The following is a 16290-nucleotide window of genomic DNA, read 5'->3' as shown; positions in this document are numbered from 1 at the left end:
ACGTTTGCTGGGAGCATACATTGCTTGCGATCAAAGTGTGGCAAGGTTGCAAAGCACGCGATTATAAACCGGATTTCATGCTGCAATCAAGGACTTATTACTTTTTGGGCGGATTCTCTAACGTCTTGTCTTCTTTTGGCAGGTAATAAGGGTCAGACACATAGCCCGGCCCTTTCATAATAATGATCACGATCAGGCCGATGGCCATGGCACCAATAAAAAACCAGAAGGTAAACAGCAAACCGAGAAACATGGCCGTACGTTCGACGTCCCGTGTCAGCAAGTCGCCATGCTGCCACCAGGCATGCACTAACGGTGTCGCAAACACCAGAGTGCCCAGCAGCCACCATTTAGGCAGCTTTTTCAACAACTGCCATTCTTTATGACTGGGATAACGCACACCATTTGGAAGTTTATTTAATCTACCCATGTGTTTCCGCTCCAACCCACGCATCCATACGATTATTTACCTTTGCATTTTAACGCAAGTATGACCCTGTTTTAAAAGGAAAAATTCAAGATCTGACAGCAATTGATTTATATCAAGCATATTTTCTGTCATCCACAGAGACTATCATATTAAAGAAGCTGCAAATTACGCCGTAAAACCCTTGAGACCATAAAGACACAGCGGGCAAAGTTCGCCCTGCGCAAGAATAACTTGAGGTAACTGCATGCTGGTACAAAAAAAACAAACCCATTGGGAAGGCATCCTGCAGGCCATACAGAACTCGTATGCGATCAAACGCCATATTGAATTCTTTAACTGGCTGAAACAAGACATTCATCCGCTGATGCGGCACGATGTATTGTTGGCGGCATGGGGTGACTTTAGCAGTGGCGAACTACATTTTGATGTGTCGTCTTCCTTGCCCGAAGCGTCCACACAGCGTTTGCTTGAAGACTCTGCCATTGTGAATTACCTGATGTGCAATCTCTATAAGCGCTGGGTAGAAAATGACGACAAGTGGTATGTCATTAATCGCTTTGATGCCAGTGGCATTCATGCGCAATCCCCTAACCCGTTTACACAGCAACTGCTTAAGATGCACTCTTTAATGGTATATGGCGTGCGTGATACGCGGGGTAAAGCCGATTGCATCTATGTCTTTTTCGATCGCACCAAAGAGTTTACTGTCCCAGACCAGATGCTGGGCATGATCATGCCACATCTGGATGCTGCTATCCGCCGCGTTGGCCATCTGGCACCGGTAGTTAAAGATGAAGACTTGCTCGATAACATGGCGCAAGGCGGACTGTCTGACCGCGAGCAGGAAATCTTGCATTGGGTACGCAGTGGTAAAACCAATTTCGAAATCGGCATGATCCTGAATATCAGCGCCAATACGGTCAAAAACCACCTCAAACGTATTTTCCAGAAACTGGATGTGTCTTGCCGGGCACAGGCTGTGGCGAAAACAGGTATGCCTGCTGGCGCACGCCGCCCAAGCTAGGCCTAATCTTAAAGTTAAGCCGCCACTTAACCTCGCCCGGTAAAGCGCTGGATATCCCGCATCTGCCGTTTAGTAGGACGTCCCAGACCACGGTCACGCTCGGCAAATTGATCAGCGCCCGTTTCCTGCGCCTGCTGACGCACACGCTGGCTTTCATCTGTTTCACGATAGAGCAGCGCGGCCTCTGGCGCACCACGGCGCACATTGCTTAACGCCAGCACCTCGACTTCGATCTGCATATCTTTATTTTTGATGCTGACGCGCATGCCTGGCTTCATTTCCCGTGCATTCTTGGCGCGGTCACCATCAATACGCACCTTGCCGCCATCGACCGCTTCTGCGGCCAGACTGCGGGTTTTAAAAAAACGGGCAGCCCACAACCATTTATCCAAACGACAACCATCGTCCTTTTCTGGTGGCGCTTCCTGTTTACGGTGATGCGTACGTGGCATAAAACTTAGAGATTAAGATGATTGTCTTGATGTTGCTGGAAATAAGCCATGCGCGCCTGATTACGTTCCAGGGTATGACGGTAACTGGCCAATGCGCTTTGCGCGCGTGCCATCAGGCTGTCACCAGCATAGGTGCCATCCGCCTCTTGCGTGCCTGCCTCACACTCGGTGAGGTGCGCAATCCCTTCCAGCACATGGTCGATGGCAATAATTTTAAACATGCCATTATTGACCGCGGTCACCACGCTTTCATCCAGTATCAGATGGCGCTGGTTGCGTTTGGGGATAATCACTCCCTGCTCGCCATTTAAACCCAGCGCTTCACAGACGCGGAAATAGCCTTCAATCTTCTCGTTGATGCCTCCAATCGGCATGACTTCACCAAACTGATTCAGCGCGCCAGTGACAGCCATGCCTTGCTTGATTGGCAAGCCAGTCAACGCAGACAGCAAGGCAAACAGCTCAGCACAGGACGCTGAATCGCCTTCGACACCGTTATACTCCTGCTCAAATACCAGCGAAGCACTCAAGCTTAACGGCGCCAGCGCCCAAAAACTGGCACTGAGCCAGTTTTGCAGAATATAAATGCCTTTGTCATGCGTGGGGCCACTCATATTCACTTCGCGGTCAATGTTAATCACCCCACTGCGGCCTGGGTAACAACGGGCAGTAATACGGATAGGCGAACCAAAACTGGCATCCCCCAGCTCGATATGGGTCAAACCATTGACCTGGCCAACCACGTTGCCATGGACCTGAATCAACAACTCGTTATCAATAATCGAGTCACGAATCTGCGCCTCAAAGAACTGCTGGCGTAGCAAGCGTGCGGACAGCGCTTGTTTCACATGCGCATCGGTAATCAGGCGTGCATCGTCGGCAACCGCCGCACTTTCGTGCATCAGCTGGTCCAGATGCGCAAAGTGCGTACTGATACGGCCCTGGTCTTCTTCCAGCCTATGCATAAACTGCAGCAACACATTCACTGCGGCACCGCTAAAATGAGACAGCGCTTGCTGCTGGCATTTGCGTGCAATGTAACCGGCGATCCAGGCATAGTTATCCAGCGTCGCCGTGACGCGATCTTCGAACTCAACTTTAATGGGGAAAAAATCAAAGAAATCCGGTTGCGCTTCCAGGCAATCGTAATAATCTTCGCGGCTGGCAATCATGACAATTTTCACATGTACAGGCAGCGCAGCGTGGCGGTTACCACCGGCGCCTTGCTGGGCGTGATTGGCCCAGTCTTCAATCTGCACTTCACGATTACGCATCAGGCGATACAGCTTCTCCAGCAAGGCGCTGCCGTTACCTTCATCCTGCATCAAATCACGCAAATGCAGCAGCAACATCCCGCCATCGGCCTGATGCAAGCTACCGGCGCGCAAGCGTAAAAATTCCGGCCATTGCGCCGCCTCGCCCACGGCGGTTTCCAGCATGCCAAACAAGGCTGCAAAACCAGGGTCTTTTTCCTCAACCACAGGCTGTTTGACACCTGATGTCAGGTTAGCGCGCTGGTCCACCAGCAAATTGACGCGAAAGCGTGACAAGAAACTATCGTTGATAATACTGTCCGAGCCATTGTCGCCATCACTCCCTACTTGCTGCCAGGCCTGCAAATAGGCCAGCACTTCCGGTTTGATGATATTAAAGAATGACGACAATTTGGCACTGCTTAACTGTGAGCGCAGGCCATCCACACGCTCTTCCAGCCAGGTTTCGGCTTTAGACAGATTGACCTGGCCGCTGGCATCAAGCCATTGCTGCATTTCAGCAATCAGCCCTTTGATAAAAGACTCCATGACCGTGCGCAACTGTGCACCCAGCCCAGCGGGCAATTTGAGATAGTTCACGCAAGCCTGCTGGCTAAAGTCATACAGCGCCACCAGGTCCGTCAGCGAACTATCAATGCCAGTGACTGCGGATGCCTTCATCGCCGCCATGGTTAACCCGGCCCGGCCAGAGCCTGGGGTGCCCAGCACCAGCACATTGCTGCCAGCCTGCTGCAATGACAAACCCATCATCAATGTTTTTTGTGCTTCGGGCTGCAGTTTCCAGCCGTAATCGTTGAGACCCAAATCCGCAGCGTCCAGTAGCTCTTCGGTAGATTCAAACGACATGGGTGACAGTTTGTAAGAAACCGTCATTTCATTGGGACTCAGTACTTGCATCATTTAGGCAGTTTCCACTGTTGTTTTGCTTGTTCATCAGATGCACGGGCTTCTACCCAGTGCTGACCAAAATCACCAACTTCTTTTTTCCAGAAAGGCGCTTCGGTCTTTAAATAATCCATCATAAAAGCGCAGGCCTCAAACGCCGCTTGCCGATGCAAGCTGGTCGCCGCCACTAGCACAATCTGCGCCTGCGCCGTGAGCGAGCCGACGCGATGTATCAAGCGGATGCCGAGCAATGGCCAGCGCTGCATGGCCTGTTGCGCAATCTGCTGCAAGGCTTTTTCGGTCATGCCCGGATAATGCTCAATCACCATTTCGCTGACTTGACCGTCAGTGGACACATCGCGCACCAAGCCGACAAAATTAACCAGCGCCCCCGCTTGCGGCGTGGCCGCTCTCAATTGTTGCAACTCGGCGCCCACATCGAAATCGCCAGGCTGCACAGACACTTTGAGATACATGGCTTCGCTCAAACTATCCTCCGGTCACCGGCGGGAAAAACGCCACCTCATCGCCCTCATCAAACGTCGCCATGTCATCAACCAGTTCATGGTTAATCGCAGCGCGTACCACACCGCTGCCATCAAACAGTTTCTGCCAGGTCGCGCCACGACCGGATAACCATGACTTAAGCGCGATGATGGTCTCCACCTCTTCTGGCAATACGACATCCTCAGATGAGTAATTCACAACCTCTTTGATGCGGGCGAAATATAAAATGGTGATCTTCATGGGTTGCTCTTTCCGGCCTCGTCTAATTCATCCAGCATGTCCAGCGGCTCCACGCCCGCGGTCTGCGCCAATTCTACTTTTTCAATCTGGGCAAAACGCCTGGATATTTTCTGGCTGCTGATATGTACGTCCTGCGCGTTTTCATGCGCCTGACGGATATTATCGGCCAGTTTCTTCATGCGGGTATCGAAACGGTCAAAATCTTTACTCAGTTTGCCCAGTTCATCTTTAATAATATGCACTTGCTTGCGCATCTCAACGTCTTTGAGCACGGCGCGAGCCGTATTGAGCACGGCCATCAAAGTCGTCGGCGACACCAGCCATACGCGCTTTTGCATGGCGTAATCCACCACATCGCCATGGTAGGCATGAATCTCGGCAAACACCGCTTCGGCCGGGATAAACATCACGGCACCATCTGACGTTTCATTGGCAATAATGTATTTGCTACTGATATCGTCGATGTGTTTCCTGATATCGGCCTTAAACAATTTGGAAGCCTGCGCCTGCACCAGTTCGCCAAGACTGCTATCGATCATGCGGTGGTAATTTTCAAGCGGAAACTTGCTATCCACGGCGACGGTGCCGGTGGGTTCAGGCAAGAACAAGGCACAATCGACGCGCGCGCCATTGCTCAAAGTATGTTGCATGGCAAAACTGTTTACTGGTAACACATTGCGCACCAGGCCTTCCAGTTGCACCTCACCATAGGCACCACGACTGCGTTTGTCGCCTAGCAACTCCTGCAAGCTCACCATATTGACACTGAGGCCATCGATTTTCTTTTGCGCCTCATCAATGGTGGCCAGGCGCTCCATCACACTGACGAAAGTCTCGTTGGTCTTTTTAAAGCCCTCTTCCAGGCGGATAGACACCTTGCCACTCATTTCTTCCAGGCGGCCATCGACCACTTTGGTCAGCGCTTCAATGCTTTGGGTCAGGCTTTGAGTGGTGGTTTGCAAAGCAGTTTTCAGCAGGTTTTGCTGCAACATGCCCTGTTCGGACAAGCCGTTACGCAAGCTCAAGCTGAGTTGCTCACTGCTCTGGCTTAAATGGTCGCGCTGCGCCACTTGCAAGGCTTGCATGGCTTCACGCGTCGCCGTCAGTTCTTGCGACAATTGTGCGCGCAAACGGTCTTGCTGATCCGCATTCAGGCTTTGCAAACGGTCGGCCAATTGATTCAGTGACTGATGCATCTCGCTCATCATCAAGCGATGTTTTTCTTCAAGCTGTTGGGAAAGTAATTGCGCCAGTGCCTGTTGTGCAGTGTGTTGCTGTGTACGCCACTGCCAGACCAGCATGGCAATCACCAGCAGCAAGAGGAATAACTGAATAATTTGTAGCGTCATGGCGGCATTATAGCCGATGACCGTGTACGCCACATCGGCTCGCAGCAAATTCGGCTGCGAGGATGCGGGTGTATTGAAACAACGATTAAGCTAAAACATTAATGTTCATGCGCATGTAAACCAGGCGCGCCGTGCGCTTTGGCCAGCCATTGCATTTCCGAAGGATTGTGCTCCATATCGCCCAGGTCGGCATAATCCACATGCTGGTAATTGCTGAGTGCCGTCAGTGACGTACCTGGCGCGATTTCTACGGCCTGCTCAGACTTGGCAGTTGGTTGCAGCGATTGCAACTGGATGCTCACCGTGTGCTGCGGGTAGGTATAAGCGACTTTATAAGGTAATTTTAATGCCGGAATCCACCATACTTCGCTGCGGATGCCATCGCCTAAAGTACCCACATACTTCTCTACCGGGTAGCCATATTGCGTGGCAGACGCTGCGTCCACTTTCTGCAAGCTGGCCAGTTCGCTATCTGTCACCAACTGTGATTTCAGTTGCCAGAACTGTTCATCGGTTTTGATGGACAACAGTTTCAAATCCACATCGGCATAATCAATGGCGCGACGCTCATCGTGCATCAAATACACATAATTCATCTGCCCGGCCGGTTTTTTCAGCCACAAACTGCTGTGATGCGCCGGTTCACCGTTTTGATACAGATTGCGTATCTCCACCTGATTCGTTTCACGCATCAGCCACCATTGCACATGTTTGGCCTCTTCTGCCTTGCACGGCGAGGCGCACTGCACCGTTTCATAACGCGCATTCACCACGTCATCTGCCATTGCGCCAGCACTTATCAACATCAATGCGAGGCATCCAGCTGATTGTTTAAATATCATTTTATTCCATTCCGACTAAAGGGATCAGGGCAGCCTGAAGCTGCCCTGCAATCACTCGCTATGCACCAGCATACCGCAACTTAGAAGCCAAACGCATCTTTCATCACTTGGTAGATATAGCTTTGCTCTTGTACACCATGTACCAGGTAGGCTTTAGGGCCAATGGCGTAAATTGCCACCTCTTCACCGGCATGGGTTTCTGAGCTCAGTGGTACCAGTGCTTCCTGATGGAAATCAGGATCTTCAGTGTCCACACCAGACATATCTACGACACGGCCTGCAGCGATAGACTCGTTATACACGGCATCGCCTGGGGAGTTAACGTGGTAGCCTGGGCCGTTGGCAAAACTCACAGTAGTGTAAGGCTTGCCATCTGCTGCCAGCGTTGGCGTGGTTTTGCCTGGCTCAACCACTTTACCCAAAATCGGGTTGCCGCGTTTTGGATAACCGCCAATGGTCAAAGTGTGGCTGTGGTCAGCCGTCACAATGATCAGGGTGTCATTCAGGTTCACCTTGGACGCTGCTTCACGCACAGCATCAGACAGTGCCACCGCATCCTTGAACGTACGGTAAGCGTTACCGGCATGCGACGCATGGTCGATACGACCGCCTTCTACCATCAGGAAATAACCGTTCTGGTTTTTCTTCAGGATATCGATCGCTTTACCCGTCATGTCAGCCAGTGATGGTTCGCCAGCGATGTCATTCGGGCGGTCTTGCTCATATTCCATATGGGATGGATTGAACAGGCCCAGCACTTTGTTCGTGGTCACTGGATTCAAAGCATTAAATGCAGTCTGGTTTTCGATATACACACCACCAAACTTGCTCACGTATTCTTGTGTCAGGTTACGGCCATCAGTACGGCGGCCTTTGGTGCCTTCGATATCGGTAATGCTGTTAGGCAGGAAGTAGCTACGGCCACCACCAAATACTACGTCAATGCCATCACCAATTTTGCCGTTGCCAAAGTTATCAATCAGTTGCGCAGCGATGTCTTTCACACCATTGCTGGCAGCGGCGGCAGACAGGTTCGCATTCGCTTCCCAGTCACGGTTAGAGATATGCGCGTAAGTAGCTGCTGGTGTGGCGTGTGTGATGCGTGCAGTTGAAACCACACCAGTGGATTTGCCTGCCTGCTCTGCTTGCTCCAGCAATGTCGTCACTTTGTTAGCGTTCAATACTGTTGGGCTAGGCTCATTACGCGCTACAGACTGGTTAAGTGACAAAATACCATCGTTGGTTTTTACACCAGAAATCATGGCAGTCATGGTTGGTGCAGAGTCAGCCGTTTGCTGGTTGGTAGAATATGTTTTAGACAAGGCAACATATGGGAACTCTTCAAAAGACAATTTATGGCGCTCGCCATCAATGCCTTTCAGTTGACCTTCAAAAATACGTGCGCCAGTCACGGTAGAGATACCCATACCGTCACCGACAAACAAAATCACGTTTTTGGCTTTTTTAGCGTTTGGTACCAGCTTTTTGCTGTCATTCAGGCTGGCAGCGCCATCGTTCAGCCAGAACTGGGCATCTTCAGCCATCGCCGCGTTAGAAAGAAGTTGTGAGCCCAGCAGCATGGCGACCATGGCCGTGCGTTTCAAGTTAAACAGTTGCATGTTGATTCCTTTATCAGCTTTTAATATTGTATGTTATGAATAACGACGACGCATCACCGCCGCAATGATGCCCAGGCCAGCCAGCATCAAGGCATTGGTATCCGCCTCAGGCACAGATGAAACGGCTTGCAGACTGACGTTATCAACGCCCAGTTGCAATGCACTCTGGTTGGCTACGGTGGCAAAGCGCAACACATAGCTGCCACCAGCAGCCAGGCTGGAAGACAAGTCAAACTGGTAGTTGATATAGTGATTGACTGCCAGGCTGCCGTTAGCACCGCCCACATACAGGGTTTGCAAGATATCTGCGCTATCGGTCGAGAACGGGTCACTGCCAGCCTTTAGCAAGTCCACACGCACATGCTGGTTAGGATGATCGGTCGCATCCACGCTGTAATCCAGGCCAGCGGCATCAATCTCAGTCGTCGCATTCTGGTTATTGACAAACATCTGGAACGACAAGGTCGCCTGACTCACGGCAGCCGTAGTGAAAGATTGGTACAACACATTGCCAGCCAGGCCGTAGTTATCCAGCAAGCCATAATAGCTGCCCTGATAAGCCCCTGCAGTGGCATTGCCTGTCACTTCTGACACATTGCCTGATTGTGACAATACGCTGCCGAAAAAGCCTTGCTCGGCCACTTGCCAGCCAGAAATGTCGTAGCTATCTACGCCCTGCACTTCGAAACCACCGTTTTGAATCAATTCGGCAGCTTGTGCCTGAGTCAGCATCGCTGTGCCCAGCAAACCTGCCATTAGCCAAGGTTTAAGTTTCATTCTGAATATCCTCTCTTAAGTACACTTACGATGTCGCTCACTGTTTTTAAACACAGGGCCTGCGCACTGTGTCGCTTTGAGCATTCTTGAGAAACTGTATGTCAGAAAGTTTTCACTGGCATGAAGCTTATATGACGGGCCTGACTACGCCGATTGAGAGTGACCGGGAATAAAAAAGAAAAAACCCCGCATTGGCGGGGCTATAAAGAGACTTTAAACTTGAAAAACACAACACAATGACATAAAGGCATCCTGGATGCTGACAATCAAACAAACATCTAAAACAAATTCAGATTTAAGTAGATGATGATCGCTGCGTCTTTGTGATGTTGCTAGAATACTGACGACGACTCATGGTCACAATGACCCGTTCGGGTCATCCGGCACGCAGCGCAGACAAAGCTAAGAACGAATTAAAGAATAACAAGGGAGCGATATGTTAAAACTCAAATTGATGCTGGGCTTCTGGCTGGCCAGCCTGACCCGCAAGCTAAAGAATAACTTTTACCTGTATCTGGCATTGTTATTCAGTGTGATGATACTGCTAGATGCGGCTGTATTTCACGTCGGCCAGAATATGCGCGACAAAGCGTTTGACCTCATGGTGAAAAACCGTATCCTCAAACCGGCAGCTGATCAGAGTATTGTCATTATTGATATCAATGAAGCCAGCCTGGATGCCATGGCCAAAGAATATGGCCGCTGGCCGTGGCCACGCCAGGTGATCGGCGAACTGGTGGAAAATATCCAGCAACAACAACCGAAAGCCATCGTCTTTGATATTGTGTTTTCGGATGCCGACGTCTACAACCCGGACAGTGACAGCTACTTTAATGATGTGATTAGCGAATGCCAGCACTGCTTCTTTCCATTGCTGCGCCTGGACGCCAGCCAGGATAGCCAGAGCCAGCTCAAATATGCGCAAATTCCCGGGCTGGTCGCCGCCACCGATGCAGACAAACAGGCCACGTTTGCCGCAATTCCACCTTATTTCAAAGGTGCCTGGAAGCCAGGTCGCCTGGGCACGCATAATGTGTACCCGGATAACGATGGCGTGGTGCGCCAATACCGCATGCGCCACCAGGATAGAGGCTGGACCTTACCCGCGCTGCCACTGGTGGTTGCCAATGCCCAAGGGGAGATCAGCCACAATACGCCGGACGAAATGCTGCTTAACTGGCGTGGCAAACCGTTCACTTATGCCTACGTAAGCTTTAGCGACGTTTACCGTGACCTCACCAGTGCACAACCCAAGCGGGGCAAGGATGAGTTCAAGGACAAGATTGTCATCATTGGCTCCACCGCCCCGGCCCTGTTTGATATCAAACCCACCGCCATGGACAAGCAGTTTCCAGGTGTTGAAATCCTCGCCACGGCGCTGGATAACAGCCTGCACCAGGATTACCTCAAGGTCTGGCGCGGCAAGCTGCCTTATATCCTGCTGAGCTTTTTACTGGTGTGGCTGACGACGCTGGCGTTTTACTTCAAGATTGACCGCGACCGCTTTAACGGCGTGTTTACCGGTAGCCAGATTGGTTTGCTGGTGTTGTCTTACCTGGCGATCAACCTGTTTCATACCTATTTGGACTTGGCCGCGCCTATCTTCTGGGCCGTGGCTTATTTCGGTGTCGCCAAAATCTATGCGCTGGCCACCGACCGTGCACTGCAACGCTGGCTAGCATTTGGCCTGACCTCCAGCAGCAATGAACTGGAAGTACTGCTGATACCGATTGCCATCGAAAGCCAGGAAACACTGGGCGATGCGGCCATGAAACGCATTCGTCGCGAAATTGAGCAAGCCTGCCGTGCGCCGACGCAGATCGATATCCTCACCGGCACGCAAAGCGGTATCTGGGGCCTGTTTGGCGATATGGTGATGGTCAGCTGGCAATATGCGCCGGAAGCAACTTACCGCGAGGCGGCACAACAAGATGCGCAGCAACTATCGGCACAATTACAAACATTAATTAATCAACTGAGTCTACCTGGCCAGCCCGTCGTGCGTTATGGGTCGCATCAGGGCAAGATTGCCAACAACGCATCACAACTAGCCGCACAGTGGCGCATCTTGTTTGCACAAGCCATGATACAGCTGGAGATGGCCGCTTTAAGTCATTCGGACTTGTCTAGCGATCAAAGCAGCACACATAACAACAATCAGGAGAACAAGGCATGATCAAAAAAAGCTTATTCTGGCTGCTGACGGCATTCGCATGCAGTCAGGCAGTCGCAGCGGAGACCGGGGTCGCCCTCAAAGCAGACCAGTTACGGGCAGATACCTTTAGCGACGCCAAGGTCGTCGGCAGCGTCAACAAAAACGACGCCGTCGAAATCCTCAATAAAAAAGGCGCCTGGCTACAAATTAAAGCCGCCGGCAAAACCGGCTGGGTACGCTTACTCACGGTTAAACGTAACAGCGCGGGTGGCAACAATGTCGCAGGCGTGGTCGGCGTGGCTACCGGCCGCAGTGGCACCGGAAAAGTGGTATCGACCACCGGTATTCGCGGCCTGAGTGCCGAAGATCTGAAAACGGCATCATTCAACGAAGTAGAAACCAAGAAGCTGGAAAGCTACACGGTGAACGCAGAAGACGCCAAGCAATTTGCCAGCAACGGCGGCCTCAGCAGCCATCAATATCCATACTTTACGGGAGGCGCACAATGAACAAGACCTTAACACAAGCGATGGCGCTTGCATTATGTAGTAGCCTGGCATGGGGCACCGCTTCTGCGCTTGACCTTAAAGGCGTACTCAAAGACGCCGTGAATGAGCAACTAGGCACCACCAACAAAACTGAAGCAGCCGCCACGACCACGCCACAAAGCACTCCGTCAGCACAAGACAAACTGGCCAATATCAACTGGAAAAACCCTAGCCGCGAAGACGAAATTGCGGTGGGACGCAATGTCACCGGCACCATTCTCGGCGCTGCGCCCCTGGTCAATGACGCACAGTTACAGCAATATGTGAACAAAGTGGGGCGCTGGGTAGCCAGCCAGTCCGAGCGCGCAGACTTGCCCTGGCATTTTGGTGTCATTGAAAGCACAGATGTCAACGCGTTTGCCGCGCCAGGCGGCTATGTGCTGATTACCAAAGGCTTGTATCAACGCTTAAGCAGTGAAGCGCAACTGGCCGGTGTCCTGGGGCATGAGATCGCCCATGTGGTGCAAAAACACCACCTGAAAGTGATGCAGAAACAGGCCTTGCTGGATGCGGGCACCTCATTCTTAAAAGAGAAAATCAGCAAAAACAAACTGACCCAGCGCGCAGTCTCCACCGGCGCAGAAATCAGCGCGCGCAACCTGGATAAAAGCGCCGAATTTGAAGCCGATAGTATGGGCACGGTGCTGGCGGCGCGCGCCGGTTACGAAGCCTATGGCCTGGCAGAGGTGCTGCAGGACATGGAAACCATCAATAACAATGATGGCAGTGTCGCCCTGCTGTTCCAGACCCACCCACACCCGGACGACCGGCTGGCGCAACTAAGCCAGGTCAGCGGCGACCAGATGGACAACATCAGCGGTGGCAAGACGCTTGAAAACCGCTTGTATAAGCTGAAATAAACACGGCTACAAATGAATAAGGCTCGCCATGGCGAGCCTTATTTTTGATCAATCACAGCTGATTTTTATACCCAGTCGCGCGCCCTGCACTCACTCTTGATATAGGCATAATACACCGGTGCCGCCACAATGCCGGGCAAACCAAAGGTCGCCTCCATGAGCAACATGGCCAGCAGCAACTCCCAGGCATAAGCGCGAATCTGGCCGCCGACAATACGCGCATTGAGGAAGTATTCCAGCTTGTGGATCACAATCAAAAACGCCAGCGAGCCCATGGCCACCATAAATGAATGACTGGTGCTGACAATCACAATCACGGTATTGGAAATCAGGTTACCGATCACGGGCAACAAACCGACCAGGAAAGTGATGGCAATCATGGTTTTGGTAAACGGCAAATGGACACCACACAACGGCAAAATCACTGCGAGGTAAATCCCGGTTAGTGTCGCATTCACGGCAGAAATTTTCACCTGTGCAAATACAATATTCTTGAATGCCTGCGCAAACAAGGTGATGCGCTGCAACAGGCTTTGCGCAAACGGTTTATGGTTGACCTTGGTTTGTACGTCATGCAAGGCGATCATCGCACCGATAACCATGCCGATCAGGATATGTGCCAAATGATGCCCGGCTTCCTTGCCGAGCAGTTGCCAGTCGGCTGAATGCGCGCGTAACCAATCAATGACCGTTTGTTGCAGTGTAATGGCATCATCAGGCAGCCGTTCATTCAACCATGGCGGCAACACCTTGCGTGAGTCTTCAATAATTTTGGCTAGTTGGTCAAACAGTACCGCCAGGCCACCAGCATCACTGCGAATCAAGGTGACGATGCCCATGCCCAATGCGACCAGCAAGCCAATCACCAGCGTAGCAATCAGCACAACAGCCAGCCATTTAGCGTATTTTCCCGGCAATTTACGTGCAATTAACGGCGAAATGACGTGAATTAACTCAAACACCAACAGACCAACGAGTAATGCTGGCAGCAACTGCACTTGCAACACCAGCCACATCAACACCGCCATCAAGATGTAGGTCGCAATATCAAATCGTTGGTTTTGGGTCACTACAGGCTCCGGTCGATGAGGTTCTGGTAGAAATAAGATTGGTTAAAATTTGGCTTGTATTTGCCTGGCAGCATCCAGCGGTAATTTAAGCAAAAAATGGACGGCTTCATCAAACTGCTTGTCCAGAATCTCGCCATGGCACTTTTGCACTTCACGCGTCAACTCATCCACACGCTTGTAGCTGGTCGATATCTTGAGGTGCACCATTTCCACAAAAGGCATGCTGCCTGCCTGGTCCATCGCCTGTTTGGCAGTGCCGCCATAAGCACGCACCAGACCACCAGTGCCCAGGTTAATACCGCCATAATAGCGCACGACCGCCACACAGCAATTGACATAATTCTGGCCATCCAGCATTTGCATGATGGGCTTACCCGCAGTGCCAGCAGGCTCACCTGCATCAGAAAAGCGCGCCACGATGCCTTCTGCTGTTTTCATCCTGAACGCATACGCCAGGTGCCCGGCCGTTTGATGGTCACTGGCAAACTGGCGCAAAAACAAAGCAAGCTCGCGCTCATCTTCACAACGCTTGGCGCGGGCAATAAAACGGGATTTATTAATGGTGTGATCGGCCTGGCCGAGCTGGCTAAAGGTTTGCATGACAAGTACTTCAGGAAAGTCCCACTATTCTACCATTGGCATCCACGCTGATGCGCGCACTGGCGGGCTGTTTAGGCAAGCCCGGCATGGTCATGATGTCACCGCAAATCGCCACCACAAAACCAGCACCGCGCGACAAACGTAACTCGCGCACATGCAGAACATGATGTTGCGGCACATTGCGCAGCTTGGCATCACAGGACAAGGAATACTGTGTTTTAGCGATACACACAGGCAGCCCCTGGCTGGCAGCCTTGATCTGTTCCAATTGCTGCTGGGCCAACTCACTGTAAGTGACACCGCTGGCACCATACATTTTCTGCGCAACAGTGGTCAGTTTTTCCGCTAGCGAGAGATCATCTGCATACAGTAAATGTGGCGTGGCAAGCTGTTGCACCTGCGCAGCCACCGCATGCGCCAGATCCAGCGCGCCTGCGCCGCCTTGCGCCCAATGCCGACACACATGCAGACTGGCACCCAGTGCCTCAACGGCAGTTTGTACCAAAGCGACCTCTGCTGCGGTATCGGCCGTAAAATGATTCAACGCCACCAGCACCGGCAACCCAAAGTGCTGGCGCAAATTGCTAATATGCTTTTCCAGATTGGCAACACCAATAGCCAACGCTGACAAGTTTTCGGCATTCAAATCAGCGACTTCTACGCCGCCGTTATATTTCAAGGCACGCACGGTAGCCACAATCACCGCCACATCTGGCCGCAAGCCAGATTGACGACATTTGATATCCATGAATTTTTCTGCGCCCAGGTCAGCGCCAAAGCCGGCCTCGGTCACCACGTAATCGGCCAGGCGTAAAGCGGTTTGCGTCGCTACCAGTGAGTTACAACCATGCGCAATATTGGCAAACGGGCCGCCATGCAACAACGCTGGCGAACCTTCCAGCGTTTGCACCAGATTAGGCTGAAAAGCATCTTTAAGTAAGGCCGTCATCGCCCCTTCAGCCTGCAAATCACTGGCCAGAATTGGGGCTCCTTGCGCATTCGACCCCACTTGAACCTTACCCAGTCTGCGCGTTAAATCCGCCAAGTCCGTCGCCAGGCAGAAAATAGCCATCACTTCACTGGCGACCGTAATATCAAAGCCGGTATGCACGGTATTTTCCAGCGTGATTCGGCGCAAGGCGCGGTCGTTCATGTCCATGCAACGGCGCCAAGTCACCTGATCGAAACCCAATGCATTGCCATGGTAAATATGATTATCAATCAGCGCTGCCAGCAGATTATTGGCGGCACTAATGGCGTGAAAGTCGCCGGTAAAATGCAGGTTGATATTCTCCATCGGCACCACCTGCGCATACCCACCGCCGGTCGCCCCACCCTTCATGCCAAACACCGGCCCTAGCGAAGGCTCACGCAAACAGGCCAGCGCGTGATAACCGGCCTGATTCAAGGCATCGGTGAGGCCAACGGTCGTGGTGGTTTTACCCTCTCCGGCAGGCGTCGGATTGATCGCCGTCACTAGAATCAGCTTGGCTTTGGCTGGCTCTGCATACAGCCGATTCACCGTGGCTTGCGTCAATTTGGCCATATGCTGGCCGTATGCATGCAAGTCATCTGCCGACAATCCCAACTTGCCAGCCACCGTCACAATCGGTTCCAGCGTCGCGGCCTGGGCGATGTCGATATCACTTAACATGCAG

The 16290-nt window shown here is 51.9% G+C and carries 16 protein-coding genes; 4 read left to right on the top strand and 12 right to left on the bottom strand.

Going from position 1 to position 16290, the window contains the following annotated elements:
• Positions 1-97: 97 nt before the first annotated feature.
• Positions 98-430: a hypothetical protein gene (locus tag MET42_RS0105940; protein ID WP_019881917.1), complete on the bottom strand. Its 333-nt coding sequence runs from the start codon at positions 428-430 to the stop codon at positions 98-100.
• Positions 431-674: 244 nt separating this feature from the next.
• Between MET42_RS0105940 and epsA the strand changes: the two genes are divergently transcribed.
• Complete coding sequence (gene epsA, locus MET42_RS0105935) at positions 675-1454, top strand: XrtB/PEP-CTERM-associated transcriptional regulator EpsA (protein WP_019881915.1); 780 nt, start codon at positions 675-677, stop codon at positions 1452-1454.
• 26 nt (positions 1455-1480) lie between these two features.
• On the opposite strand, the gene MET42_RS0105930 is transcribed toward epsA, so the two are convergent.
• From MET42_RS0105930 to MET42_RS0105895, 8 genes are all read right to left on the bottom strand, one after another.
• Positions 1481-1906 carry an RNA-binding S4 domain-containing protein gene (locus MET42_RS0105930; RefSeq protein ID WP_019881914.1) on the bottom strand — a complete coding sequence of 142 codons (426 nt, stop codon included), beginning with the start codon at positions 1904-1906 and terminating at the stop codon, positions 1481-1483.
• 5 nt (positions 1907-1911) lie between these two features.
• On the bottom strand, positions 1912-4080 hold the full coding sequence (locus MET42_RS0105925) for a Lon protease family protein (RefSeq protein ID WP_019881912.1): 2169 nt from the start codon (positions 4078-4080) through the stop codon (positions 1912-1914).
• Positions 4077-4541, bottom strand: coding sequence for a molybdenum cofactor biosynthesis protein MoaE (locus MET42_RS0105920; RefSeq protein ID WP_019881911.1), 465 nt, complete (start codon positions 4539-4541; stop codon positions 4077-4079). The genes MET42_RS0105925 and MET42_RS0105920 overlap by 4 nt, the downstream gene beginning before the upstream one ends.
• Before the next feature lie 13 nt (positions 4542-4554).
• Positions 4555-4812: a molybdopterin converting factor subunit 1 gene (moaD, locus tag MET42_RS0105915; protein ID WP_019881910.1), complete on the bottom strand. Its 258-nt coding sequence runs from the start codon at positions 4810-4812 to the stop codon at positions 4555-4557.
• Entirely contained in the window at positions 4809-6161 is a 1353-nt protein-coding gene (locus MET42_RS0105910) for a DNA recombination protein RmuC (protein WP_198289781.1), read from the bottom strand. Before MET42_RS0105910 ends, moaD begins: the two co-directional genes overlap by 4 nt.
• Positions 6162-6259: 98 nt before the next feature.
• The gene (locus tag MET42_RS0105905; protein WP_232411347.1) at positions 6260-6946 is read right to left on the bottom strand and encodes a hypothetical protein; all 687 of its coding nucleotides are present in this window, start codon (positions 6944-6946) and stop codon (positions 6260-6262) included.
• Positions 6947-7083: 137 nt separating this feature from the next.
• Positions 7084-8622 carry an alkaline phosphatase gene (locus MET42_RS0105900; RefSeq protein WP_019881907.1) on the bottom strand — a complete coding sequence of 513 codons (1539 nt, stop codon included), beginning with the start codon at positions 8620-8622 and terminating at the stop codon, positions 7084-7086.
• 33 nt (positions 8623-8655) lie between these two features.
• Complete coding sequence (locus MET42_RS0105895) at positions 8656-9399, bottom strand: PEP-CTERM sorting domain-containing protein (RefSeq protein WP_232411345.1); 744 nt, start codon at positions 9397-9399, stop codon at positions 8656-8658.
• A gap of 436 nt (positions 9400-9835) precedes the next feature.
• Between MET42_RS0105895 and MET42_RS0105890 the strand changes: the two genes are divergently transcribed.
• Genes MET42_RS0105890 through MET42_RS0105880 form a run of 3 tightly spaced genes read left to right on the top strand, consistent with a single transcriptional unit; the run spans position 9836 to position 12962 of the window.
• Positions 9836-11575, top strand: coding sequence for a CHASE2 domain-containing protein (locus tag MET42_RS0105890; protein WP_019881905.1), 1740 nt, complete (start codon positions 9836-9838; stop codon positions 11573-11575).
• Positions 11572-12063: an SH3 domain-containing protein gene (locus MET42_RS0105885; RefSeq protein ID WP_019881904.1), complete on the top strand. Its 492-nt coding sequence runs from the start codon at positions 11572-11574 to the stop codon at positions 12061-12063. Before MET42_RS0105890 ends, MET42_RS0105885 begins: the two co-directional genes overlap by 4 nt.
• Positions 12060-12962 (top strand): M48 family metalloprotease, encoded by a 903-nt coding sequence (locus MET42_RS0105880; RefSeq protein WP_019881903.1) that lies wholly within the window; start codon positions 12060-12062, stop codon positions 12960-12962. Before MET42_RS0105885 ends, MET42_RS0105880 begins: the two co-directional genes overlap by 4 nt.
• A gap of 65 nt (positions 12963-13027) precedes the next feature.
• Here the strand turns inward: MET42_RS0105880 and MET42_RS0105875 are convergent, their stop codons facing one another.
• The 3 genes from MET42_RS0105875 to MET42_RS0105865 are packed head-to-tail and all read right to left on the bottom strand — an operon-like array spanning position 13028 to position 16286.
• Positions 13028-14032 carry an AI-2E family transporter gene (locus MET42_RS0105875; protein WP_019881902.1) on the bottom strand — a complete coding sequence of 335 codons (1005 nt, stop codon included), beginning with the start codon at positions 14030-14032 and terminating at the stop codon, positions 13028-13030.
• Positions 14033-14074: 42 nt separating this feature from the next.
• Positions 14075-14632, bottom strand: coding sequence for a YigZ family protein (locus MET42_RS0105870; RefSeq protein WP_019881901.1), 558 nt, complete (start codon positions 14630-14632; stop codon positions 14075-14077).
• Positions 14633-14642: 10 nt separating this feature from the next.
• Positions 14643-16286 (bottom strand): formate--tetrahydrofolate ligase, encoded by a 1644-nt coding sequence (locus tag MET42_RS0105865; RefSeq protein WP_019881900.1) that lies wholly within the window; start codon positions 16284-16286, stop codon positions 14643-14645.
• Positions 16287-16290: the final 4 nt, after the last annotated feature.

The sequence above is a fragment of the Methylophilus sp. 42 genome, from assembly GCF_000384155.1.
GTDB lineage: Bacteria > Pseudomonadota > Gammaproteobacteria > Burkholderiales > Methylophilaceae > Methylophilus.
The sequence above is the reverse complement of the archived record's forward strand: the minus strand, read 5'-3'. Positions and strand labels throughout refer to the sequence as shown.

Coding starts and splice junctions, on each gene's coding strand:
- MET42_RS0105940 (WP_019881917.1), bottom strand. CDS start 430: ATGGGTAGATTAAATAAACTTCCAAATGGTGTGCGTTATCCCAGTCAT.
- epsA (WP_019881915.1), top strand. CDS start 675: ATGCTGGTACAAAAAAAACAAACCCATTGGGAAGGCATCCTGCAGGCC.
- MET42_RS0105930 (WP_019881914.1), bottom strand. CDS start 1,906: ATGCCACGTACGCATCACCGTAAACAGGAAGCGCCACCAGAAAAGGAC.
- MET42_RS0105925 (WP_019881912.1), bottom strand. CDS start 4,080: ATGATGCAAGTACTGAGTCCCAATGAAATGACGGTTTCTTACAAACTG.
- MET42_RS0105920 (WP_019881911.1), bottom strand. CDS start 4,541: ATGTATCTCAAAGTGTCTGTGCAGCCTGGCGATTTCGATGTGGGCGCC.
- moaD (WP_019881910.1), bottom strand. CDS start 4,812: ATGAAGATCACCATTTTATATTTCGCCCGCATCAAAGAGGTTGTGAAT.
- MET42_RS0105910 (WP_198289781.1), bottom strand. CDS start 6,161: ATGACGCTACAAATTATTCAGTTATTCCTCTTGCTGCTGGTGATTGCC.
- MET42_RS0105905 (WP_232411347.1), bottom strand. CDS start 6,946: ATGGCAGATGACGTGGTGAATGCGCGTTATGAAACGGTGCAGTGCGCC.
- MET42_RS0105900 (WP_019881907.1), bottom strand. CDS start 8,622: ATGCAACTGTTTAACTTGAAACGCACGGCCATGGTCGCCATGCTGCTG.
- MET42_RS0105895 (WP_232411345.1), bottom strand. CDS start 9,399: ATGAAACTTAAACCTTGGCTAATGGCAGGTTTGCTGGGCACAGCGATG.
- MET42_RS0105890 (WP_019881905.1), top strand. CDS start 9,836: ATGTTAAAACTCAAATTGATGCTGGGCTTCTGGCTGGCCAGCCTGACC.
- MET42_RS0105885 (WP_019881904.1), top strand. CDS start 11,572: ATGATCAAAAAAAGCTTATTCTGGCTGCTGACGGCATTCGCATGCAGT.
- MET42_RS0105880 (WP_019881903.1), top strand. CDS start 12,060: ATGAACAAGACCTTAACACAAGCGATGGCGCTTGCATTATGTAGTAGC.
- MET42_RS0105870 (WP_019881901.1), bottom strand. CDS start 14,632: ATGCAAACCTTTAGCCAGCTCGGCCAGGCCGATCACACCATTAATAAA.
- MET42_RS0105865 (WP_019881900.1), bottom strand. CDS start 16,286: ATGTTAAGTGATATCGACATCGCCCAGGCCGCGACGCTGGAACCGATT.